The following is a 21270-nucleotide window of genomic DNA, read 5'->3' on the forward strand; positions in this document are numbered from 1 at the left end:
TCAGGCCGTCCCTTCGGGGGCGGCGGGCGTCTCGGCGAGGCGGTGGGGGTACCTCCCGCTTGCGGGGGAGGCCGCGAGGCGGACGGCGTCGAGAATCTTCTCGTAGCCGGTGCACCGGCACAGATTCCCCGACAGCGCCTCGCGGATGTCGGCGTCGGAGGGCTCGGGCTCGCGGGCCAGCAGTTCGTCGGCGGCCATCAGCAGCCCAGGGGTGCAGAAGCCGCACTGCACGGCGCCCGCGTCGACGAACGCCCGCTGCACGGGGGCGAGTTGGGCTCCATCGCCGGCCAGGCCCTCGACGGTGACGACCTCGCGGCCCTCGGCCTGGCCGGCCGCCACCAGGCAGGCGCACACCAGGTCGCCGTCCAGCCGGACCGTGCAGGAGCCGCACTCCCCCTGCTCGCAGGCGTTCTTGGCGCCGGGCAGGCCGAGCCGCTCGCGCAGCACGTAGAGCAGGCTCTCGCCCTCCCAGACGTCGTCGGCCGTGCGGGGCCGCCCGTTGACGGTGAGGTTCACGCGCACGATGCGCCTCCTTGGGGGGCCGTGTGTGCCGTCCAGGTCCAGTCGAGGGTGCGGCGGGCCAGCACCGCGATCGCGCGCCGGCGGTAGGCGGCGCTGCCGCGGACGTCGTCGATGGGCGCGCAGGCGGCCGCGGCCAGCTCGGCGAACCGGGCGGCGGCGGCCGGGGGAACGGGCCGGCCGTGATCCCAGTGCCCGCCCTCGGCCAGCACGCCGGTGAGGAAGTCCTCGGCGGCCCGCGCCCGCACCGGCGTCGGGGCGGCGGAGCCGATGCCGGTGCGCACGGTGCGGGTGCGGGGGTGCAGCGCGAGGGCGAACGCGCAGACGGCGATGACCATGGCGTTGCGCGTGCCGACCTTGGCGAACTGCTGCGGCCCGGTCGCGGTGTCGATGTGCACGGCGCGGATCAGCTCGTCGGGGGCGAGCGCGTTGCGCTTGGGCCCGGTGAAGAACTCCTCGGCGGGGATGAGCCGGGTGCCGCGCAGCGACGCGGCCTCCACGCGGGCGCCGGCGGCGAGCAGCGCGGGGTGCGCGTCGCCGGCCGGCGAGGCGGTGCCGAGGTTGCCGCCGACGCTGCCGCGGTTGCGGATCTGCGGCGAGCCGACGGTGTGCGCGGCCAGTGCGAGCCCGGGCAGGCGGGACCGGAGCCGTTCGATGATGACGCGGTAGGGGACGCTCGCGCCGAGGCGGACGGTGTCCTCGCCGGCCTCCCACGTGTGCAGCTCCTCGATCCGGCCGAGGTCGAGGATCCGCTCCGGGCGGCGCCGGTCGAAGTTGAGCTCGACCATCAGGTCGGTGCCGCCGGCCAGCGGCACGGCGTCGGGGTACGCGGCCTTGGCGGCGAGCGCCTCCTCCCAGCTTGCCGGGCGAAGGAAGTCCATCAGGTGCACTCCGGGGGTCGAACCGTGGAGGGGGTACCTCCAGTACAGCCGGGGCGGGGCCGGGCGGGGAGTCACGGAAGGGCCGAAGCGCCGGTCGCCGCCGCCGCCCATTCTTGTAGATTCGTACGAAGAACGGGGGCTGGCAACGACACGGCATCCGGTGGGCAACACCGGCGACATCTGCGGACGGGCATGCGACTGCGCACACTCCTGGCGACCGAGTCCCTGGGCCTGCGGCTGCTGAGCGGCGACGGGCCGGAGCTGGACCGGCCCGTGCGCGGTGTGATGACGACGGACCTGCGCGACCCGAGCCGCTACCTGCACGGCGGGGAGCTGGTGCTGACCGGGCTGGCGTGGTGGCGCGGGCCGGGGGACGCCGAACCGTTCGTGCGGGTGCTGACGGAGGCGGGGGTGGCCGGACTCGCCGCGGGCGAGGCCGAGTTCGGGGCCGTTCCGGACGATCTGACGGCGGCCTGCGCGCGGCACCGGCTGCCGCTGTTCGCGGTGGCCGAGGAGGTCGGCTTCGCGGAGATCACCGAGCACGTGGTGCGGCAGGTCTCCGGGGACCGGGCCGCGGATCTGGCCGCCGTGGTGGACCGGCACCGGCGGCTGATGTCGGCCGGGCCCGCCAGCGGCGGCCCGCGGGCGGTGCTGGATCTGCTGGCCGCCGATCTGGACCTGCGCGCCTGGGTGCTGACGGCCACCGGGCGGCCGGTCGCCGCCGCGCGGCAGGAGCCGCTGCCCGAGGGGCTGGGCGCGGCGCTGGCCGGGCACCGGATGACGGCGGCGGTGACCGGCCGCCCCGGGCCGTACCGGGTGGTCGAGGACGGCGTCGTCCACTCCCTCTTCCCGGTGCCCGGCGAGGGCGGCGACCCGGTGGGCGCGCGGCTGACCGACTGGCTGCTCGCGGTGCGCGCCGACGCGGGCGAGTGGCCGGCGCGGCACCTCGATCTGCTGGACGGCGTCACCCAGTTGATCGCCGCGGAACGCGACCGGCGGGACGCCGCCCGGTCGGTGCCCCGGCGGCTGGCGCAGGAGGTGCTGCACCTGCTGGCCGGTGGCGCGCCCGCCGCCGAGACGGCCGCCCGGCTGCGGGTGGCCGCGCCGGTGCTGGTGCCCGAACTGCCCGAGGCCGCCGGGGCGGGGCGGGGTGCCGTCCCGTATCCGCACTGGCAGGTCGCGGTGGCCCGGGTGGCGTGGCCGGACGCGGCACCCGGCGCCGGGCCGGTGGCCCGGGCGCTGCTGGAGGAGCTGCTCGCGCCGTTCACCGACGCTGCGGTGGCGCACGCCGACGGGGAGGCCGTGGCGCTGGTGCCGGCCCCGGCCGACGGGGAGCCACTGGCCGCCGAGGCCGTGCTCGGCCCGGTGCGCGAGGTACTGGCGGCCGGTCTGGGACCCGGCGGCCGGCTGACGCTCGGGATGTCCGCGGTGGTGCCGTCGGCCGAGGGGCTGCGCGGCGCGCTGGAGGAGGCGCGGCACGCCCGCCGGGTGGCCGCGGCCCGGCCGGGGCCGGTGTCCGGCGCGGGTCACGAGGAGCTGGCCTCGCATGTGCTGCTGCTGCCCTTCGTTCCCGACGACGTGCGGCGCGCGTTCACCGCCCGGCTGCTGGAGCCGCTGCGCGACTACGACCGGCGGCACCGCGCCGGGCTGGTGGCCACGCTGGAGGCGTTCCTGGCGGCGGACGGCTCCTGGACCAAGTGCGCGGCCCGGCTGCATGTGCACGTGAACACGCTGCGGTACCGCGTCGGCCGCATCGAGCAACTGACGGGCCGTGACCTGGGACGGCTGGAGGACAAAGTGGACTTCTTCCTGGCGCTGCGCATGAACTGAGCCCGGCCGCGCATGAACCGACCTCAGACGAAGCTCAGTTCGTCCAGCGGGGAGCGCGCGGGGGTGCGCAGCCCGGCGAGGAAGAGGGTGAGCGCCGTACCGGCCGCCGCCCACAGGGCCAGCACCAGCAGCGGTCCGAGCACCGCCTGTCCGTCGAAGTAGGCCAGTGAGCGCGCGGTCCAGGTGCCTGCGCCGGGGATCAGGGCCGGGCCGATGGTCTGCCAGAACGACGGCAGCAGCGGATAGGGGTAGGCGCCGCCCGCACCGGGGTTGCCCAGCACGACGATGACGAGCAGCGCCAGCCCGACGCCGACGATGCCGAACAGCCCCTGCATGGCCAGGGTGAACGCGCCCGTCGCGAACACCACCAGCGCGCCCAGGCCGGCCAGCGCGATCACCCGGCCGGGCAGCGCGTCCAGCACCGGTCCGGCGATCACGGCCCCGGCCAGCCCGGCGGCCAGGGAGTAGCCGCCGAGCACCACCAGGCGGCGCACCGCGCGGGCGACCGTGGCCGGCCGCGCGCCGGCGCTGATGGCCAGCGCGGCGGCGCACAGGTAACCGCCGACGCACCAGCCGACGACGAGGTAGAACGCGGACAGACCGCGGTTGTCGCCCGCCGAGGCGGGGGCCACGTCCTCGACGCGCAACGACCGTTCCTCGGCGGCCTCGGCGTCCCCGACGACCTCGGTCAGCGCCTGGGCGAGCGCGCCCCCGCCGCCGGAGGCGACATAGAGGGTGTCGGTGGTACCCGAGTCGCCCACGATCAACGCGCCGTCGATGTCGCGGCGCGCCACGCGCGCCCGGGCGTCGTCGGCGTCCTCGGCGGCGTGCGAGGCGTCCAGCGGGCGCCCGGGCAGCGCGTCGAGCCGGGCCACCGTCCGGGCCCGCGCCTCGCCGGAGGCGACGACGGCGATGGGGATCCGGTCCGGCTCGGGGTCGTGCAGCGCGCCGAGGTAGGAGGTGATGAACGCCAGGTGCAGCAGCAGCACGCCGAGGACCAGCAGCGCGGCCCGGGGGGTGACGGCGCCGCGCGCCTCGCCGATTGCGTATCCGGATATCCGGTCCATACCCCGCATCGTCGGCCGCGCGCCGGGGGCACGCACCCGCGACAAGGCCGTTCGGCTGACGCGCGGGCGTTCGCGCGGACTTGTGAACTGATTCACGCAGCCCCCTTGGCCGGGCCGCGTTCCTCATGCTGAGATGCACTCACATCTCTGACGATCAACGGCTCGACGACGCGCTGGGGAGGGCGATGTGACGGAGATTGCCGCACCACATCCGGTCCGGACCGCGGGCGGTGATCCGCCCCCGGTCTGGCAGCCCGGAGGTGCCCCGACGGGCACCGCGGTGTGGCGGCTGCGCTCCCGGGGCTGTTGGGAGGACGCGGCGGCGCTGCTCGACCCGCTGGCGGCCACGCAGCCGCCGGCCGCCCTGCTCCGGGCCGAACTGCTCGTGGAGCGCTGCATGTTCACCTCGGAGGGGTGGGGTCGCGCCGAGGAGGCGCTGCGCGCGGCGGAGTCGCTGTCGCTGGACGACGAGGAACGGGGCGCGGCGGCCTGTGAGCGCGGCTATCTCGCTTACGCGTCCACGCTGTTGCGGGTGCGTGACCGGGCGGACGAGGCGCGCGCTGCGCTGGGGCGGGCGGCGGCGCTGCTCGCCCCCGACTCCCCCGGCCGCGCCCTGCTGGACTTCCGGCGCGGGCTGATGGCGCAGCACATCGGCGGCAATCCGCAGGCGGCCGAGGCCGCGTACCGGCGCGCGCACAACACGGCGCTCGCCCGGGAGGACGCGCTGCTCGGCTCCTACACCTGGCGGCATCTGGCGGCGCTGGCGCTGGACGCGGGCGATGTGCAGGAGGCGCGGCACGGCTTCGCCGAGTCGCTGCGGCTGCGCGAGGAGACCGGCTTCCTGGTGGGGATCGCGCCCGCGCTGGTGGCGCTGGCCGAGGCGCACCCGGAGCCGGAGGCGGGCCGGCTGCGCGCCGAGGCGACCCGGCTGTACCGCCTGCTGGGCGGCGTGCCGCGCTGGCTGGCCGGCCAACTGCCGGCCACGGCCTGACCGCGCCGGGGCTCGTTTTTCGCGAGGTCCTGTTTCGCTAGGGCCTGTCCGGCCGGTCGGGCAGGCCCGTGAGGTGCTCGGTGGCGAGCTGTTCGGCGGTGGCCAGGTCGCCGTCGCGCAGCGCGTCCAGGAGGGCCGTGTGCTCCAGGGCGTCCGCGAGCAGTTCGGCCGTGCCGGGCAGCGTGCCGTGCGCGGCGGGGCACTGGGCCTTGCGGTGCAGGTCCTCCGCGACGGCCGCCAGGTGACGGTTTCCGGTCAATCGCAGCAGGGCGCGGTGGAAGCAGCGGTCGGCCTCCGCGTAGGCGGCCCGGTCGCCGACGGAGGCGGCGGTCACGGTGGCCTCGGCCAGCGGGCGCAGCTCGTCCCAGCGCTCCGGCGGCAGCGTGCGGGCCAGCCGCAGCACGGCCGGGACCTCCAGGGCGGCGCGGACCTCGGCCAGCTCGGCCATGTCGCGCGCGCTGCGGCCGGTGACGCGGAACCCGCGGTTGGGCAGCGTCTCCACCACGCCCTCGCCGGCCAGCCGCTGCATCGCCTCCCGCACGGGCGTCGCCGACACCCCGTACCGCTCGGCCAGCGCGGGGGCCGAATACGTCTCGCCGGGGGCGAGCTCTCCGCTGGCCAGCGCGTCGCGCAGCGCGGCGAGGACCTGGGCGCGGACCGAGTGGCGTTCGGGCAGCGAGCGGGGTCTGACGGGCAGCGGCGGCCGCTCCGGCGCCGGGGCAGGTCTGACCGCCGACACGACCACCGATATGGCCGATTCCGTTCGGGTGGGCTCCATCCGTCCGCTCCGTCCGCTCCTGCCCCCGATTCCATGCGGTTTCAGCACCCTAGGGCCAGTTGACGCCTCAGCAAACCCCTAACCTTGATCCGGTAAGGTAAGGCTTACCTGTCTAAGACCTGCCTCAGATCGAGATTCGGTGGCTCCATGACCGTGCCCGCGTCCGCGCTGACATCCGCCGGCCCGCTCGCACCCGCCTATCAGCGGGTCAACGAGGTGCTGCCCTCGATGCGCATCACCGAGGAGGCGCCGCGCAGCGGCGACGGCTGGGTACGGGCCGACGAGCTTGCGGCCGGCGGCGCGGCACTGGAGGCGTTCCTGAAGCTGGACGAGGAGCGGATCCTGGCCGACTACGGACAGCCCGGGCGACCCGACGTGGTGGCGAGCTTCGCGCTGCACCGCTACGCCTGGCCCGCCGCCGTGCTGTTCACCATCCCCTACTTCCTGCTGCGCCGGGTGCCCTGGCTGGCCCCCGGGGACGTCTCCTTCCACCGCGGCGAGGGGCGGCTGACCGTGCGCGCCACGGCGTTCGGCTGCCTGCCCGACGACCCGGCCGCCGATCACCCGCGGGCCCGGGTGGTGGCCGGCGAGGAGGAGCTGCGGGCGGCCGTCCGGCAGGCCGCGGCCGATCATCTAAAGCCCGTGCTGGCCGCGTTCGGGCCGCGCATGCGGCGCCGGCAGCGGGGACTGTGGGGCGCGGCGACGGACGAGCTGGTCGAGTCGCTGTGGTACGTCGGCTCGCTGCTGGGCGAGGAGGAGCGGGCGATCGAGGAGGCCGGGCTGCTGCTGCCGGGGTCCACCACGCCGTACACGCAGGGCGCCTCGTTCCGCGAGCTGACTGGTCCGGCCGGTGAACAACTGGTGACGAGGGACCGGGCGAGCTGCTGCATGTTCTACACGCTGCGCCCCGAGGACACCTGTGTGACGTGCCCACGCACGTGCGATACCGAACGGGTGACAAGACTGGCGGCAAGCCGATAACAGATTCGGACAACGGGCGGGAACTCTCCCTGAATTTCCACCCGTTGGGGTGATTCGACCCGAAATCCGGCTGACGGCGCCTCCGCTAGCATCAAGATGCTCGCGGAAGCACGCCCGCCACGAAATCACCACGCGCGTTCGCGATTTCGGCAACACCCACACAGGGGGCACCCCATGACGCTGACGGACATAGAGTTCACCTGGGTGCTGGCCGCGGCCGTGCTACTGGGTGGCGCTCTGGTCGCGGTCGCGCTCCTGACGCGGGCCCGCAAGGCCCCCGCCGAGGGCGCCGACACCGACTCCTGGGAGCGGCTGGAGGCCGCCCGGCGGCGCCGGGAGCGGGTGTACGCCTCCGCCTCCTACACGTTGCTGTTCTGCTGCGCGGGCGTGGCCGCCGCGCTGTCGTTCCAGGGGCTGGTCGGCTTCGGCCGGGAGAACCTGGACCTGTCCGGCGGCTGGGAGTACCTGGTGCCGTTCGGCCTGGACGGGGCCGCGATGTTCTGCGCCGTGATCGCGGTGCGCGAGGCCAGCCACGGCGACTCCTCGATGGGCTCGCGGATGCTGGTGTGGCTGTTCGCCGGGGCCGCGGCCTGGTTCAACTGGGTGCACGCGCCGCGCGGTACCGGCCACGCGGGCGCCCCGCACTTCTTCGCCGGCATGTCGCTGTCCGCCGCCGTCCTCTTCGACCGGGCCCTCAAGCAGACCCGCCGCGCCGCCCTGCGCGAACAGGGCCTGGTGCCGCGGCCGTTGCCGCAGATCCGCTTCGTCCGCTGGCTGCGCGCGCCGCGCGAGACGTACGGCGCCTGGTCGCTGATGCTCCTGGAGAACGTGCGCTCGCTGGACGAGGCCGTCGAGGAAGTCCGCGAGGAGCGCCGCTCCAAGGAGGACAAGCGCGCCCGGCGGCGCGACCAGCGGAAGCTGGAGCGGGCCCGGATCAAGGCGCTGGGCCGCCAGCACCGCGCGCTCGGCCGGGGCGGCGAGCACATGGACGTGGCCGTCACCCAGACCAGTGAGCCCGCGGCGCTGGAGCCGGCGGCACCGCGCCGGGCGCTGCACGCCTCGGCGGACACCGACGAGCCGCTGGACAGCCCGCGCCTTGACTCGCTGGAGGAGAAACTCGCCCGGATCGAGCGGCAGTTCGGCTAGACGGATCGGCTAGGCGGCGAGGAGCGCGCCCTCCAGGGCGAGCAGGTGACGCTTGCGGTCCAGGCCGCCCGCGTAGCCGGTCAGCGAGCCGTTCGCGCCGATGACGCGGTGGCAGGGCCGGATCACCGACAGCGGGTTGGCGCCGACGGCCCCGCCGACCGCGCGCACCGCGCGGGGTGACAGGCCGGCCAGCGTGGCGAGTTCGCCATAGGTGACGGTGGAGCCGTAGCCGACCAGGTCCAGCGCCTGCCACACGCGCTGCCGGAACGGGGTGCCGGCCGGGGCCAGTGCCACGTCGAACTCCTTGGGCTCGCCCGCGAAATACGCCTCGAACTGCCGGACGGCGGCGGCGAACGCGGCGTCGTCACGCCTCCAGTCGGGGCCGACGCGGGCGCCCCCCCGCTGGCCGGGCACCGTGACGGAGGCGAGCGTGCCGGGCCGGGGCCCGGCGATCAGCAGGTCGCCCAGCGGGCTGGGCGCGATCGTGTACAGCATCAGGTGGTCTCCAGGGTCGTCGCGTTCCACAGGTGGTGCAGGGCGTATGAGCGCCAGGGGCGCCAGGACTCGGCCGCCGCGAGGCCCGCGCCGACCAGGCGCAGGCCGTGCCGGACGCCGGCGTCGCCCGGCAGGAAGACATCGGGGTCGCCCAGGGCCCGCATCCGGATGTAGCCCGCCGTCCAGGGCCCGATGCCGCGCAGCGCGAGCAGCGCCCGCTCGGCCTCCGCGCGGTCCGCGCCCGGGTCGAGGGTGACGGTGCCGTCGGCCAGGGCGGCGCACACCGTGCGGATCGTGGCGCGCCGGGACTCGGGCATGCCCAGCTCGGTGAGCGCCGCCGCCGCCAGCGCGCCGGACTCGGGGAAGACGTGGGTGAGCGCGCCGTCTGGCGCCGGCAGCGGCTTGCCGTACGCGGCGACGAGCGTGGACGTGAGGGTGCGGGCGGAGGCGACCGTGACCTGCTGGCCGAGGACCGCGCGCACGGCCAGCTCGTCCGGGGCCGCGGCGCCCGGCGAGCGCAGCCCGGGCCGGGCCGCGACCAGGTGCCCGAGAACGGGGTCGGCGCCGAGGCGTTCGGCCACCGCGTAGGGGTCGGCGTCCAGGTCGAACAGGCACCGGACGCGCTGCACGGCGGCCGTCAGGTCGCGCTGGTCGGTCAGCCGCAGCCGGCAGTCCAGCCAGCGGGCGCCGGGCGCGCCGGGTGCCTCGTCGACCTCCGCCACGCCGGTGCCGTGCGGCAGGGCGAGCGAGCGGCGGTAGGTCCGGGCGCCCGGGGCGCCGGTCATCTCCTCGATGCCGGCGATGGCCCGGCGCTGAAGGAAGTCGAAGACCTGCCGGGAGTCGTAGGCGCCCCGGTGCGCCAGCCGCAGCGGGATGCCGCCGCTGGGCACGTCCGGCTCGCCGGGGCCGGGCCGGGCGCCGCGCCGGCCGGAGGAGCGCAGCTCACTGGGGGTGCTCGCGTACGCGTCCCGCACCGTGTCGTTGAACTGCCGGACGCTGGAGAAACCGGCCGCAAACGCGATCTCGGTGACCGGGAGTTCGGTCGTCTGGAGCAGGATGCGGGCGGTGTGCGCGCGCTGGGCCCGGGCCAGCGCGACCGGGCCCGCGCCCAGCTCGGCGGTCAACTGCCGCTGCACCTGGCGGGCGCTGTAGCCGAGCCGCCGGGCGAGCCCGGCCACGCCCTCGCGGTCCACCACGCCGTCGGCGATCATCCGCATCGCGCGGCCGACCGCGTCGGCCCGGGCGTTCCACTCGGCGGAGCCGGGCACCGCGTCGGGGCGGCACCGGCGGCAGGCCCGGAAGCCCGCCGCCTGGGCGGCGGCGGCCGAGGGGTGGAACCGCACGTTGTGCCGCTTCGGCGTGGTCGCCGGGCAGCTCGGCCGGCAGTAGATGCCGGTGGTCAGCACGGCTGTGAAGAACACCCCGTCGAAGCGCTCGTCACGGCTGCGCACCGCCTCGTACCTGCTGTCATCGTCCATCACGCCCTCCAGTGTGCCGGGGCGGAACCCCGATCACTGGCGGAAATCGGACATGGCGGTGGGGCGGGGACGGGCGGGTCAGCGGGGGGCGAGCCGGGCGGGGAAGCCACCCGTCGCGACGGGGCCCCAGCGACGGGGCGTGATCCGGATCAGCGACTTGCCCTGGCGGACCATCGCGGCGCGGTACTCGTCCCAGTCCGGGTGCTCACCGGCGATGTTGCGGTAGTACTCGACGAGCGGCTCCACGGAGTCCGGCACGTCGAGCACCTCGGCGGTACCGTCGATCTGCACCCAGGGGCCGTCCCACTCGTCCGACAGGACGATGACGCTGACCTCGGGGTCGCGCCGCGCGTTGTGGGTCTTCGCGCGCTCGGGGTAGGTCGAGACGACGATGCGCCCGCTGTCGTCCACGCCGCAGGTGAGCGGCGATCCCTGCGGGGAGCCGTCGCCGCGGCGGGTCAGCAGGATGGCGCGGTGGCGGGGCCGCACGAAGTCGAGAAGCTGGGCGAGGTCGACGCTGGTGTTCGTCGCGATCGAAGGACTCATGGCGCAGCACCCTACGCCCGGCAGCCGCGCCCGGGCCGGGCGGCCCGGGCGCGGCGGGGACTAGTCGGCTCAGATGTTGACGCCGTAGTCGGTGGCGATTCCGGCCAGGCCCGAGGCGTACCCCTGGCCGACCGCGCGGAACTTCCACTCCGTGCCGTGCCGGTACAGCTCGCCGAAGATCATCGCCGTCTCGGTGGCGGCGTCCTCGCTGAGGTCGTAACGGGCGAGCTCCGCGCCGCCGTCCTGGTTGACCACGCGGATGAACGCGTTGCTGACCTGGCCGAAGCTCTGGCCCCGGTTCGCGGCGTCGTGGATGGACACCGGGAAGACGATGGTCGTGATGTCGGCGGGCACGGCCTCCAGGTTGACCTTGATGACCTCGTCGTCGCCCTCGCCCTCACCCGTGAGGTTGTCGCCGGTGTGCTCGACGGAACCGTCCGGGCTGGTGAGGTTGTTGTAGAAGACGAAGTGCTGGTCCGAGGCGACCTTCCCGGCGCTGGTGCACAGCAGGGCGCTGGCGTCCAGGTCGTAGTCGGCACCGGTCGTGGTGCGCACGTCCCAGCCGAGCCCCACCAGGACGGCGCGCAGGCCCGGCGCCTCCTTGCTGAGCGAGACGTTGCCGCCTTTGGACAGGGATACCCCCACGTTTTCCTCCTCCTGATCCGGTGACCGGTGAACGGACAACACTGTAGAAGACGCCGGGGGTTACGCCGTCGGCGCGGGACCGACGAGCGTGGTCAGGACGTCCTCCATGGTGACGAAGCCGAGCACGGTGCCCTTGCCGCCGGTGACGGCGGCCAGGTGCGTGCCGTCGGCGCGCATCGCGGTCAGGGTGTCGTCGAGCGGGGTGTCGATCTCGACGCGGGTGACCGTGTGCAGCGCGCCGCGCGGGAACGGCTTGTCGCGCTCGGTGAGTCCGAGGCCGTCCTTGATGTGCAGATAGCCGAGAACGGCCCCGCCCGGGCCGATGACCGGCAGCCGGGAGTATCCGGCGGAGGTCGCCACGTGCTCCAGCTCGGCCGGGGTGACTCGGTGGCCGACGGTCGTCATCTGGCTGAGCGGGACGAGGATTTCGCCGACCGGCCGGGTGCCCAGCTCCAGCGCGTCGCGCAACCGCTCGCCGTCCGCCGGCTCCAGCAGGCCGGCCTGGCTGGAGTCCGCGACGAGGCGGGCGAGTTCGTCGTCGGTGAAGACGGCCGCGACCTCGTCCTTCGGCTCGACCTTCAGCAGCCGCAGCAGCACGTTGGCGAAGGCGTTGATGCCGAAGACGACCGGGCGCAGCGCGCGGGTGAGCGCGACGAGCGGCGGGCCGAGCACCAGCGCGGTGGGGACGGGGGCGGCCAGCGCGATGTTCTTGGGGACCATCTCGCCGACGAGCATGTGGAGATAGGTGGCCGCGGCCAGCGCGATGAGGAACGCGATGGGGTGCACCAGGCCGTGCGGGACGTGCGCCGCCTCGAACGCGGGCTCCAGCAGATGGGCGATGGCGGGCTCCGCGACGGCGCCCAGGACCAGCGAGGAGACGGTGATGCCGAGCTGCGCGGTGGCCATCACCGTGGACAGGTGCTCGAGTCCCCACAGCGAGGCGCGGGCGCGCTTGTCGCCGGCCTGTGCGCGGGGCTCGATCTGGCTGCGGCGCACGGAGATCATCGCGAACTCGGCGCCGACGAAAAAGGCGTTGGTGAACAGCGTCAGAACGCCGATGGTGAGCTGCACGGCGGTCATCGGACCTCCTCCCGGTCCAGGGCCGGCGCGACGATCGCGACGCGGTCCGCGCGGTGGTGCTCGATGTCCAGGACGGCCAGCTCCCAGCCGTCGAGGCGGACGATGTCGCCTTGCTCGGGGATCCGCGCCAGGCGGGTGGCGAGCAGACCGGCCAGCGTCTCGTAGGGACCGTCCGGGGCGGCCAGGCCGATGGTGGCGAGCTGGTCCAGCCGGACGCCGCCGTCCGCCTCCCAGGCGGCGCGGCCGTCGTCGGTGGGCGGCGCGGGCAGCAGGTCGGGGACCTCCAGCGGGTCGTGCTCGTCGCGGACCTCGCCGACGACCTCCTCGACGATGTCCTCCATGGTGGCGACGCCCGCGGTGCCGCCGTACTCGTCGATGACCACGGCCATCGTCCGGGTGGCGCGCAGGCGCTCCAGCAGCCGGTCGACGGGGAGGCTGTCGGGGACCAGCAGGGGCGTGGAGAGCAGGTCGGTGACCGGCGTGGTCAGGCGCCGCTCCGGGTCCAGGGCGAGCACGTCGCGGATGTGCACGGTGCCGATGACCTCGTCCAGGCTGTCGCGGTAGACCGGGAAGCGGGACAGGCCGGTGGCGTGCGTGAGGTTGGCCGCGTCGGCGGCGGTGGCGTGGGCCTCCAGGGCCAGCACGTCCACGCGGGGCGTCATCACGTTCTCCGCGGTCAGCTCGCCGAGGTGCAGGGTGCGGACGAACAGCTCGGCCGAGTCGGCCTCCAGCGCGCCCTCCGCGGCGGAGTGCCGGGCCAGCGCCATCAGCTCCTCGGGGCCGCGGGCGGAGGCCAGCTCCTCGGTGGGCTCCAGGCCGAAGCGGCGCACCAGCCGGTTCGCGGTGTCGTTGAGGTGGCGGATCAGCGGGCCGAAGACCGCGGTGAAGCCGCGCTGCGGGCCGGCGACCACCTTGGCGACGGCCAGCGGGCGGGAGATCGCCCAGTTCTTGGGGACCAGCTCGCCGACCACCATCAGGACCACGGTGGAGAGCGCGACGCCCAGCACGGTGGCCACGGAGGAGGCGGCGCCGCCCAGGCCGAGGTCCCCCAGGGGACCGCGCAGCAGGGAGGCGAGCGAGGGCTCGGCGAGCATGCCGATCACCAGCGAGGTGACGGTGATGCCGAGCTGGGCGCCGGAGAGCTGGAACGTCAGCCGCCGGGCCGCCCGCAGCGCGCCCTCGGCGCCGCGTTCACCGGCCTGGGCCGCGCGTTCCAGCTCGCCGCGCTCGACGGTGGTCAGGGAGAACTCGGCCGCGACGAACACCGCGCAGGCCAGGGTGAGGGCAAGGGCGAACAGGAGAAGCACGATCTCGGTCACCGTGCCACCCCCCCACCCTGGCGCGCGGGTTTCCGGCGGGGGACGGCACGGCTGGTACTGGGAGGTTCACCCATGGGGGTCCCGGGGCTCCTTCTGGCTGATCGACTCGTGGGATCGGGTGGGCGGGGTGCCCGGCTTCCCAGCGTAAAGGGTTCATCAAGCCGGGCGGCGGGCCGGGCCGGGAAAATCCTGTCGACACAGGATCCGCCCGGCCCGGGGCCGCGGGGTCAGGCCGCGATGGAGACTTCCCGCGCGGCGGGGGTCAGGGCCAGGTCGAGGACCTGCCGGACGTCGGTGACCGGGTGGACGTCGAGCTTGGCCAGGATCTCGCCGGGGACGTCGTCCAGGTCGGGCTCGTTCCGCTTGGGGATGATCACAGTGGTCAGCCCCGCCCGGTGGGCGGCGAGCAGCTTCTGCTTGACGCCGCCGATGGGCAGCACCCGCCCGGTCAGCGAGACCTCGCCGGTCATCGCCACGTCGGGCCGCACCTGCCGGCCGCTGAGCAGCGAGGCCAGGGCGGTCGTCATGGTGATGCCCGCGCTGGGCCCGTCCTTGGGCACGGCGCCCGCCGGGACGTGCAGGTGGATGCCGCGCTCCTTCAGGTCGCCGACCGGCAGCTCCAGCTCGGCGCCCCGGGACCGCAGGTAGGACAGGGCGATCTGGCCCGACTCCTTCATCACGTCGCCGAGCTGACCGGTGAGGGTCAGGCCGGCGCCGCCGGTCTCCGGGTCGGCCAGGGACGCCTCGATGTAGAGGACGTCGCCGCCGGTGCCGGTGACCGCGAGGCCGGTGGCCACGCCGGGCACCGCCGTGCGCCGTTCGGCGGGCTCCTGCGCCGCCTCCGGGGTGTGGTGCGGGCGCCCGATGAGGTCCCGCAGTCCGGCCTCGGCGACGGTGAACGGCAGGCTGAGCTCGTTCAGCTCGGCGCGGGCCGCCACCTTCCGCAGCAACTGGGCGATGGTCCGCTCCAGGCTCCGCACCCCGGCCTCGCGGGTGTACTCGCCGGCCAGCTTGCGCAGCACGCCGTCCTCGACGACGACCTCGTCGCCGGCCAGGCCGGTGCGCTCGAGCTGCCGGGGAACGAGGTGGTCCCGGGCGATGATGACCTTCTCGTCCTCGGTGTAGCCGTCGAGCCGCACGAGCTCCATCCGGTCCAGCAGCGGCTGGGGGATGGCCTCCAGCACGTTGGCCGTGGCCAGGAACACCACGTCGGACAGGTCGAGTTCGACCTCCAGGTAGTGGTCGCGGAACGTGTGGTTCTGCGCGGGGTCGAGGACCTCCAGCAGCGCGGCGGCGGGGTCGCCCCGGTAGTCGCTGCCGACCTTGTCGATCTCGTCCAGCAGCACGACCGGGTTCATCGAGCCGGCCTCCTTGATGGCCCGCACGACGCGGCCGGGCAGCGCGCCGACGTAGGTGCGCCGGTGGCCGCGGATCTCGGCCTCGTCGCGGACGCCGCCGAGCGCCACCCGGACGAACTTGCGGCCCATGGCCCGGGCGACCGACTCGCCGAGGCTCGTCTTTCCGACGCCGGGCGGGCCGACCAGGGCCAGCACGGCGCCGCCGCGCCGGCCGCCGATGACGCCGAGGCCGCGGTCGCCGCGCCGCTTGCGCACGGCCAGGTACTCGGTGATCCGCTCCTTGACGTCCGCGAGCCCGGCGTGGTCGGCGTCGAGCACGGCCTTGGCGCCGGCGATGTCGTAGGCGTCCTCGGTGCGGGTGTTCCAGGGCAGCTCCAGCACGGTGTCGAGCCAGGTGCGGATCCAGCTCCCCTCGGGGCTCGCGTCGGAGGACCGCTCCAGCTTGTCGACCTCCTTGAGCGCGGCCTCGCGCACCTTCTCCGGCAGGTCGGCGGCCTCCACCCGGGCGCGGTAGTCCTCGCCCTCGTCGGCGGCGTCGCCGTTCAGCTCGGCGAGCTCCTTGCGGACGGCGTCCAACTGGCGGCGCAGCAGGAACTCGCGCTGCTGCTTGTCGACGCCCTCCTGGACGTCCTTGGCGATGGACTCGGCCACGTCCTGCTCGGCCAGGTGGCCGCCGAGCAGCGCGATGGCGAGCTTCAGGCGCTCGACGGGGTCGGTGGCCTCCAGCAGCGTGACCCGCTGCTCGGTCTTGAGGAACGGCAGGTAGCCGGCGTTGTCCGCGAGCAGGCCCACGTCCTCGATCTGCTCCACGCGGTCCACGATCTGCCAGGCGCCGCGCTTGCGGAGCCAGGTCGTGGTCAGTGCCTTGTACTCCTTGACCAGCTCGGCGACGGCGCCGGGCAGCGGGGTGGGCACGGTCTCCTCGATGCGCGTGCTCTCGACCCACAGCGCGGCACCGGGGCCGGTGGTCCCGGATCCGATCCGGACCCGGCGCAGTCCGCGCACCAGGGCTCCCGGATCACCGTCGGCGAGCCGCCCGACCTGCTCGACGCGGCCCTCGACGCCGATCCCGGCGTAGGTGCCGTCGATACGCGGAACGAGCAGCAGCCGGGGCTTCTCCCCCCGGCCGGCCGCGGCCTGCGCGGCCTCCACGGCGGCCCGCACGTCGGAGTCGGAGAGCTCCAGCGGCACCACCATCCCTGGCAGCACCACTTCGTCATCGAGCGGCAGCACGGGCAGGGTGAGTACATCGAACGACGAAGTCATGACCTCTCCCTCGGCAGGCAAATTGAGCTTCGTCGGCTCAATGCCGGGAGGGGGTGGAGATGTTCCCCGGCCTCCGCGCTGTTCGCTCACAGCGATACGCGGCGGCGCATGCCCGCCCGCTCAGGTGTCGCGGCGCACCCGGTACAGGAAGTCGCGGGTCGCGCTCGGCGGGTGGGCCTCCACCACGAGGCGGTTCATCATGTGCCGGTACTGCTCGATCTCGGCCGGCTTGTCGGGGTAGACGCCGCCCGTGAGCTGCTCCAGATAGACCACGTCGGGCAGCTCCCCGCCGGGCGGACGCAGCACCGTGACCGGGCCCGCGATCGCCGCGTGGCCGCCCACCGCGAACGGGACCACCTGGATCGTCACGTGCGGCAGCTCGGAGACGTCCAGCAGGTGGTCGAGCTGCCGCCGCATCAGCCCCGCGTCGCCCATCGAGCGGCGCAGGGCCGCCTCGTCGATCACCACCCACAGGTGCGGCGGGCGCTCCCGGTGCAGGATCCGCTGCCGGCCCATCCGCAGCTCGACGCGGCGCTCGATCCGGTCCTCGGTGTCCTCGGGGCCCAGCAGGACCACGGCCCGGGCGTACTCCTCGGTCTGGAGGAGGCCGGGGACGAACTGGAGTTCGTAGCCGCGGATGACCACGGCGGTCTGCTCCAGGCCCAGGTACACGTTGAGCCAGGTCGGCACGACGTCGTAGTAGAGGTGCCACCAGCCCGGCGTGTTCGACTGGAGCGCCAGCGCCAGCATGGTGGCGATCTCGGCCTCGTCGGTGACGCCGTACAACGTCAGCAGGTCCCGCACGTCGCGGGCCTTGAAGCCGGTCCGGCCCATCTCCAGCCGGCTGATCTTGGAGTGCGAGGCGCGGATCCGCTCCCCCGCGTCCGCGCCCGTGATGCCCCTGGCCTCGCGGAGCTGGCGCAGCCGGGCGCCGAGGACCATGCGGGGCACGGTGGGCCCGGTCTGCCGGTAGTCAATGGTACGAGCGGCACTGCGCTCGCTGACGGCTTCCCCATGGTTCAGCACGCCCATGACCGCTCCCATCGCAGTAACCGCGAACGCCCAACTGTACTAAGGTTCCCCGCTCGTTCGGTTAGGGCGGTCACAACTTTCGTCCGACGCCGCAGACGATGTGCACCTCCTCCGGCTCCCCCCAGGGAGTCGCCTCCGGGCGCCAGTGCGAGCAGGCGACCACCCCGGGCTCCACCAGCTCCAGGCCGGTGAACAGCTCGGCGACCTGGGCCTTGGTGCGCTGGGTAAGCTTCGGGGTGCCGTGCTGGTTCCAGTGCTCGACCGCCTCGTCCGTGCCGGGACCGACGGAGGTGTGGGACAGCACCAGGTGGCTGCCGGACGGTACGGCGTCCAGCAGCCGCTTGACAATGGAGTGGGCCTCGCCGTCGTCGGCGACGTAGTTGACGACGCCCAGCAGCATGATGGCGACCGGCCGGCCGAAGTCCAGGGTCCGGGCCGCGGCGTCCAGGATCAGGTCCGGGTCCTCCAGATCCGCGTGGAGGTAGTCCGTGGCGCCCTCCGGGGTGCTGGTCAGCAGGGCGCGGGCGTGGGCGAGGACCAGCGGGTCGTTGTCCACGTAGACGACGCGGGAGTCCGGGGCCACCCGCTGGGCCACCTCATGGGTGTTGTCCACGGTGGGCAGGCCCGTTCCGATGTCCAGGAACTGGCGTATCCCCGCCTCTTCCGCCACGTAGCGGACGGCGCGGCCGAGGAACGCGCGGTCGGCGCGGGCGTAGGTGATCATGCCGGGGGCGATCCGCAGGATCTCGTCGCCGGTCTCGCGGTCGATCGCGTAGTGGTCCTTGCCGCCCAGCCAGTAGTTCCAGATGCGGGCCGAGTGCGGCACGGAAGTGTCCAGTGCCAGCGCCTCGTTGGTGGTGGGATCGGTCACGGCGTCCTCCTCCGGCGGCGGTCGGAGCGCCTCAGCGTAGCGGGCCCGGAACGGGCCGCACCCGGCAGGTGGTGACGGGGAGCGTCCGCCGCCCTACGGTAGCGGCATGACGTCCAGCACCCACTCGGTGACCAATCAGGTTCCGCCCCTGGTGGAGCACGACGTGTTCGGCGGCGACGCGGCGCTCGCCGAGGCGTTCGCGCGGCACATCGCGCCGGAGGTGGCCGAGGAGGCCACCGCCGAGCTGACCGCGCTGGGCCGGGCGGCGGGTTCGGCCGAGGCCCAGGAGTGGGGGACGCTGGCCAACGCCAACCCGCCGGTGCTGCGCACCCACGACCGGTACGGGCACCGCGTCGACGAGGTGGACTTCCACCCGGCGTGGCACCACCTGCTTCGCAGGGCCGTCTCGGCGGGGCTGACCGACGCCTGGTCCCGGCCCGGCGGGCATCTGCGGCGCGCGGCCGGTTTCCTGGTGTGGTCGCAGGTCGAGGCCGGGCACGGGTGCCCGGTGTCCATGACGCACTCGGCGGTGCCGGCGCTGCGCGCCGAGCCGGAGCTGGCGCGCGTCTGGGAGCCGCTGCTGACCTCGCGCCGCTACGACCCGGGCCTGCGGCCGGCGGCCGGCAAGGCGGGCGTGCTGGCCGGGATGGGGATGACCGAGAAGCAGGGCGGCTCGGACGTGCGGGCCAACACGACGCGCGCGGAGCCCCTTTCCGAGCCGGGGGCGTACGCGCTGACCGGGCACAAGTGGTTCTGCTCGGCGCCGATGTCCGACGCCTTCCTGGTGCTGGCCCAGGCGCCGGGCGGGCTGACGTGCTTCCTGCTGCCCCGGGTGCTGCCGGACGGCGAGCGGAACGCGTTCCGGATCCAGCGGCTGAAGGACAAGCTGGGGAACCGCTCCAACGCCTCGGCCGAGGTGGAGTTCGACGGCACCACGCTGGCGTGGCGGGTCGGCGAGGAGGGGCGCGGGGTGCCCACGATCATCGAGATGGTCGGCGCGACGCGGCTGGACTGCGTGGCCGGCTCGGCGGCGATCATGCGGCAGGCGGTGGCGCAGGCGGTCCATCACGCGGCGCACCGGGAGGCGTTCGGCGGGAAACTGATCGACAAGCCGCTGATGCGGAACGTGCTGGCCGACCTGGCGCTGGAGTCCGAGGCCGCCACCGCGCTGACGCTGCGGCTGGCCGCGGCGAGCGACGCCGCGGCGGCCGGCAGCGCCCAGGAGCGGCATCTGCTGCGGCTGGCGGTGCCCGCCGCGAAGTACTGGGTCACCAAGCGCTGCACGCCGGTGGCCGCCGAGGCGCTGGAGTGCCTGGGGGGCAACGGCTATGTCGAGGAGTCGGGCATGCCGCGGCTGCTGCGCGAGTCGCCGCTCAACTCCATCTGGGAGGGCTCGGGCAACATCCAGGCGCTGGACGTGCTGCGCGCGCTGCAACGGGAGCCGGGCGCGCTGAACGCGTTCCTCGCGGAGGTCGGGCGGGCGGCCGGGGCGGACGCCCGGCTGGACGCCGCGATCAAGGAGCTGCTGACCCAGATGTCCGACCTGGACGGGATCGAGAGCCGGGCCCGGCGTCTGGTGGAACGACTGGCGCTGGTGCTCCAGGGCGCGCTGCTGGTGCGGTACGCGCCGCCGGCGGTGGCCGACGCGTTCTGCGCCTCGCGGCTGGGCGGCGACTGGGGCGGCGCGTTCGGCACGCTGCCGGGCGGCGACCTGGAGAGCGTCGTCGAGCGGGCCCGCCCGGTTAACGGCATGTAACGCGGAGAGGTTTGGGCCCCGCCCACCAGGTAAGACCCACTGCATGACACCCGTCGGAGAAGTCCTCCTCGACGGCGAGTCATGAGCACCTCGGCGTCCGCTCCGCCGGCCGTGGCCGTCCTGGCCGGCCGCGCGGGCGGGCACGACGACAAGGGTGGTGCGTCATGGAAGGCATGTGGACCGGGTCCGGGATCGAGGCCCAGCTCGCGGAGGCGCTGGGCGCCAGGGGACGCGAGCCGTACGACGACGGGCGGGGCACCGAGCGCCAGCGCGTGCTGATGCTGGACTACCGCGAGTTGGTGGAACGCCTGCTGGGCGGCTGACCTCCGTGCCCCACCGGTCCCGGGGGCCGGTGGGGCCACGGGTGTCGATGTGATGAAATGCCCGGATGAACGACGCCCCCACGTTCCGGGTGACCACCTGGTCACTGGAGCAGACATCCCCCGGTGACCTCACCGCCCCCGCCGCCCGCGCGGATGCCGGGGCGCCCGGCGTCCGGACGCTCCGGGCGGAGGTGCCCAGCCCCGAGTTCAGCCGCTTCTTGTATACGGCGGTGGGCGGCGACGTGCACTGGACGGACCGGCTCGGCTGGCCCCACGAGCAGTGGCGGGCCTTCCTGGAGCGGCCAGGCGTGGAGACGTGGGTGACCTACGACCGCGGCACGCCCGCGGGCTTCATCGAACTGGAGGCGCAGGCCGCGGGCGCCGTGCTGATCAGCTACTTCGGGCTGCTGCCCGCGGCGCGCGGCCGGGGGCTCGGCGGCGCGCTGCTGACGTTCGGCACGGCCCGCGCCTGGGATCTCGCCACGCGCTGGCCGGACCGGGAGGCGACCCGCCGGGTCTGGGTCAAAACCTGCAGCAAGGACGGCCCGCACGCCCTGGACAACTACCGGCGGCGCGGCTTCCGGGTGTTCGACACCTCGGTCACCGACGAGCCAGCGGCGCCCGCTCCCGGCCCCTGGCCAGGCGCCTGCGACCGAATGTGACCGAGCTCTCACTCGTCTCGCATATTGGGACCACAATGTCCACATGCTGGATCTCAGTGGACGCGGACGTCACCGCGTGCCACGCTTCCGTCATGTCACAAGCTGGAACCATCCTGGTGAGTCGGCGCCACGTCGACCTCGGTCGAATGTCCAGCGCCATCTGTCCGGCCCGCTGAGAGCCGCCGCAGCGCGAGCCGGTCCCCGACACTTTCCCGAAACCCGCGGGTGTCCACCCGCACCGACCGT

At 74.4% G+C, this 21270-nt stretch carries 21 protein-coding genes; 8 read left to right on the top strand and 13 right to left on the bottom strand.

Going from position 1 to position 21270, the window contains the following annotated elements; genetic code table 11:
* Together RM590_RS15795 and RM590_RS15800 are read right to left on the bottom strand one after the other, a co-directional pair.
* Window positions 1-522 carry a (2Fe-2S)-binding protein gene (locus RM590_RS15795; protein WP_311705201.1) on the bottom strand — a complete coding sequence of 174 codons (522 nt, stop codon included), beginning with the start codon at window positions 520-522 and terminating at the stop codon, window positions 1-3.
* Window positions 513-1400 (bottom strand): FAD binding domain-containing protein, encoded by an 888-nt coding sequence (locus RM590_RS15800; RefSeq protein WP_311705202.1) that lies wholly within the window; start codon window positions 1398-1400, stop codon window positions 513-515. Before RM590_RS15800 ends, RM590_RS15795 begins: the two co-directional genes overlap by 10 nt.
* Window positions 1401-1592: 192 nt before the next feature.
* Between RM590_RS15800 and RM590_RS15805 the strand changes: the two genes are divergently transcribed.
* Window positions 1593-3230 carry a PucR family transcriptional regulator gene (locus RM590_RS15805; protein ID WP_311705203.1) on the top strand — a complete coding sequence of 546 codons (1638 nt, stop codon included), beginning with the start codon at window positions 1593-1595 and terminating at the stop codon, window positions 3228-3230.
* A 23-nt stretch (window positions 3231-3253) separates the two neighbouring features.
* Here the strand turns inward: RM590_RS15805 and RM590_RS15810 are convergent, their stop codons facing one another.
* Window positions 3254-4297, bottom strand: a complete 1044-nt coding sequence (locus RM590_RS15810; RefSeq protein WP_311705204.1) for an ABC-2 transporter permease — start codon at window positions 4295-4297, stop codon at window positions 3254-3256.
* A gap of 196 nt (window positions 4298-4493) precedes the next feature.
* On the opposite strand from RM590_RS15810, the gene RM590_RS15815 reads away from it, so the two are divergent.
* The gene (locus RM590_RS15815; protein WP_394813879.1) at window positions 4494-5288 is read left to right on the top strand and encodes a hypothetical protein; all 795 of its coding nucleotides are present in this window, start codon (window positions 4494-4496) and stop codon (window positions 5286-5288) included.
* Between the two features lie 37 nt (window positions 5289-5325).
* Here RM590_RS15815 and RM590_RS15820 read toward each other — a convergent pair whose 3' ends face one another.
* Complete coding sequence (locus tag RM590_RS15820; protein ID WP_311705205.1) at window positions 5326-6066, bottom strand: GntR family transcriptional regulator; 741 nt, start codon at window positions 6064-6066, stop codon at window positions 5326-5328.
* Between the two features lie 147 nt (window positions 6067-6213).
* On the opposite strand from RM590_RS15820, the gene RM590_RS15825 reads away from it, so the two are divergent.
* Window positions 6214-7047, top strand: a complete 834-nt coding sequence (locus RM590_RS15825; RefSeq protein ID WP_311705206.1) for a (2Fe-2S)-binding protein — start codon at window positions 6214-6216, stop codon at window positions 7045-7047.
* A gap of 174 nt (window positions 7048-7221) precedes the next feature.
* Window positions 7222-8193 (top strand): DUF2637 domain-containing protein, encoded by a 972-nt coding sequence (locus RM590_RS15830; protein WP_311705207.1) that lies wholly within the window; start codon window positions 7222-7224, stop codon window positions 8191-8193.
* 9 nt (window positions 8194-8202) lie between these two features.
* Here RM590_RS15830 and RM590_RS15835 read toward each other — a convergent pair whose 3' ends face one another.
* The 9 genes from RM590_RS15835 to RM590_RS15875 form a co-directional block, all read right to left on the bottom strand.
* A complete protein-coding gene (locus tag RM590_RS15835; RefSeq protein ID WP_311705208.1) occupies window positions 8203-8688 on the bottom strand; it encodes a methylated-DNA--[protein]-cysteine S-methyltransferase in 486 nt (161 codons plus the stop codon).
* Window positions 8688-10166, bottom strand: a complete 1479-nt coding sequence (locus RM590_RS15840) for an AlkA N-terminal domain-containing protein (RefSeq protein WP_311705347.1) — start codon at window positions 10164-10166, stop codon at window positions 8688-8690. Before RM590_RS15840 ends, RM590_RS15835 begins: the two co-directional genes overlap by 1 nt.
* Before the next feature lie 78 nt (window positions 10167-10244).
* A complete protein-coding gene (locus tag RM590_RS15845) occupies window positions 10245-10712 on the bottom strand; it encodes a PPOX class F420-dependent oxidoreductase (RefSeq protein ID WP_311705209.1) in 468 nt (155 codons plus the stop codon).
* Window positions 10713-10781: 69 nt separating this feature from the next.
* Complete coding sequence (locus tag RM590_RS15850; RefSeq protein WP_311705210.1) at window positions 10782-11357, bottom strand: TerD family protein; 576 nt, start codon at window positions 11355-11357, stop codon at window positions 10782-10784.
* A gap of 60 nt (window positions 11358-11417) precedes the next feature.
* Window positions 11418-12437 carry a hemolysin family protein gene (locus RM590_RS15855; protein WP_311705211.1) on the bottom strand — a complete coding sequence of 340 codons (1020 nt, stop codon included), beginning with the start codon at window positions 12435-12437 and terminating at the stop codon, window positions 11418-11420.
* The gene (locus RM590_RS15860; protein ID WP_311705212.1) at window positions 12434-13756 is read right to left on the bottom strand and encodes a hemolysin family protein; all 1323 of its coding nucleotides are present in this window, start codon (window positions 13754-13756) and stop codon (window positions 12434-12436) included. Before RM590_RS15860 ends, RM590_RS15855 begins: the two co-directional genes overlap by 4 nt.
* Window positions 13757-13983: 227 nt before the next feature.
* Window positions 13984-16380: an endopeptidase La gene (lon, locus tag RM590_RS15865; protein WP_311705213.1), complete on the bottom strand. Its 2397-nt coding sequence runs from the start codon at window positions 16378-16380 to the stop codon at window positions 13984-13986.
* A 120-nt stretch (window positions 16381-16500) separates the two neighbouring features.
* Entirely contained in the window at window positions 16501-17412 is a 912-nt protein-coding gene (locus RM590_RS15870) for a helix-turn-helix domain-containing protein (protein ID WP_311705214.1), read from the bottom strand.
* Between the two features lie 70 nt (window positions 17413-17482).
* A complete protein-coding gene (locus RM590_RS15875; RefSeq protein WP_311705215.1) occupies window positions 17483-18283 on the bottom strand; it encodes an SAM-dependent methyltransferase in 801 nt (266 codons plus the stop codon).
* 106 nt (window positions 18284-18389) lie between these two features.
* On the opposite strand from RM590_RS15875, the gene RM590_RS15880 reads away from it, so the two are divergent.
* The 4 genes from RM590_RS15880 to RM590_RS36020 all read left to right on the top strand — a co-directional run bounded on the left by RM590_RS15880 (window position 18390) and on the right by RM590_RS36020 (window position 21200).
* Entirely contained in the window at window positions 18390-20039 is a 1650-nt protein-coding gene (locus tag RM590_RS15880) for an isovaleryl-CoA dehydrogenase (RefSeq protein WP_311705216.1), read from the top strand.
* Between the two features lie 164 nt (window positions 20040-20203).
* Entirely contained in the window at window positions 20204-20362 is a 159-nt protein-coding gene (locus tag RM590_RS15885; protein WP_311705217.1) for a hypothetical protein, read from the top strand.
* 65 nt (window positions 20363-20427) lie between these two features.
* The gene (locus tag RM590_RS15890) at window positions 20428-21024 is read left to right on the top strand and encodes a GNAT family N-acetyltransferase (RefSeq protein ID WP_311705218.1); all 597 of its coding nucleotides are present in this window, start codon (window positions 20428-20430) and stop codon (window positions 21022-21024) included.
* 92 nt (window positions 21025-21116) lie between these two features.
* Window positions 21117-21200 (top strand): putative leader peptide, encoded by an 84-nt coding sequence (locus RM590_RS36020; RefSeq protein ID WP_394813880.1) that lies wholly within the window; start codon window positions 21117-21119, stop codon window positions 21198-21200.
* Window positions 21201-21270: the final 70 nt, after the last annotated feature.

Source organism: Streptomyces litchfieldiae (genome assembly GCF_031845365.1).
Classification (GTDB): domain Bacteria; phylum Actinomycetota; class Actinomycetes; order Streptomycetales; family Streptomycetaceae; genus Streptomyces; species Streptomyces litchfieldiae.

Excerpts from the sequence above, each read along its gene's own strand:
- RM590_RS15800 (WP_311705202.1), bottom strand. The coding sequence starts at position 1,400 with ATGGACTTCCTTCGCCCGGCAAGCTGGGAGGAGGCGCTCGCCGCCAAG.
- RM590_RS15805 (WP_311705203.1), top strand. The coding sequence starts at position 1,593 with ATGCGACTGCGCACACTCCTGGCGACCGAGTCCCTGGGCCTGCGGCTG.
- RM590_RS15810 (WP_311705204.1), bottom strand. The coding sequence starts at position 4,297 with ATGGACCGGATATCCGGATACGCAATCGGCGAGGCGCGCGGCGCCGTC.
- RM590_RS15820 (WP_311705205.1), bottom strand. The coding sequence starts at position 6,066 with ATGGAGCCCACCCGAACGGAATCGGCCATATCGGTGGTCGTGTCGGCG.
- RM590_RS15825 (WP_311705206.1), top strand. The coding sequence starts at position 6,214 with ATGACCGTGCCCGCGTCCGCGCTGACATCCGCCGGCCCGCTCGCACCC.
- RM590_RS15830 (WP_311705207.1), top strand. The coding sequence starts at position 7,222 with ATGACGCTGACGGACATAGAGTTCACCTGGGTGCTGGCCGCGGCCGTG.
- RM590_RS15835 (WP_311705208.1), bottom strand. The coding sequence starts at position 8,688 with ATGCTGTACACGATCGCGCCCAGCCCGCTGGGCGACCTGCTGATCGCC.
- RM590_RS15840 (WP_311705347.1), bottom strand. The coding sequence starts at position 10,166 with ATGGACGATGACAGCAGGTACGAGGCGGTGCGCAGCCGTGACGAGCGC.
- RM590_RS15845 (WP_311705209.1), bottom strand. The coding sequence starts at position 10,712 with ATGAGTCCTTCGATCGCGACGAACACCAGCGTCGACCTCGCCCAGCTT.
- RM590_RS15855 (WP_311705211.1), bottom strand. The coding sequence starts at position 12,437 with ATGACCGCCGTGCAGCTCACCATCGGCGTTCTGACGCTGTTCACCAAC.
- lon (WP_311705213.1), bottom strand. The coding sequence starts at position 16,380 with ATGACTTCGTCGTTCGATGTACTCACCCTGCCCGTGCTGCCGCTCGAT.
- RM590_RS15870 (WP_311705214.1), bottom strand. The coding sequence starts at position 17,412 with ATGGGCGTGCTGAACCATGGGGAAGCCGTCAGCGAGCGCAGTGCCGCT.
- RM590_RS15880 (WP_311705216.1), top strand. The coding sequence starts at position 18,390 with ATGACGTCCAGCACCCACTCGGTGACCAATCAGGTTCCGCCCCTGGTG.
- RM590_RS15885 (WP_311705217.1), top strand. The coding sequence starts at position 20,204 with ATGGAAGGCATGTGGACCGGGTCCGGGATCGAGGCCCAGCTCGCGGAG.
- RM590_RS15890 (WP_311705218.1), top strand. The coding sequence starts at position 20,428 with ATGAACGACGCCCCCACGTTCCGGGTGACCACCTGGTCACTGGAGCAG.
- RM590_RS36020 (WP_394813880.1), top strand. The coding sequence starts at position 21,117 with ATGTCACAAGCTGGAACCATCCTGGTGAGTCGGCGCCACGTCGACCTC.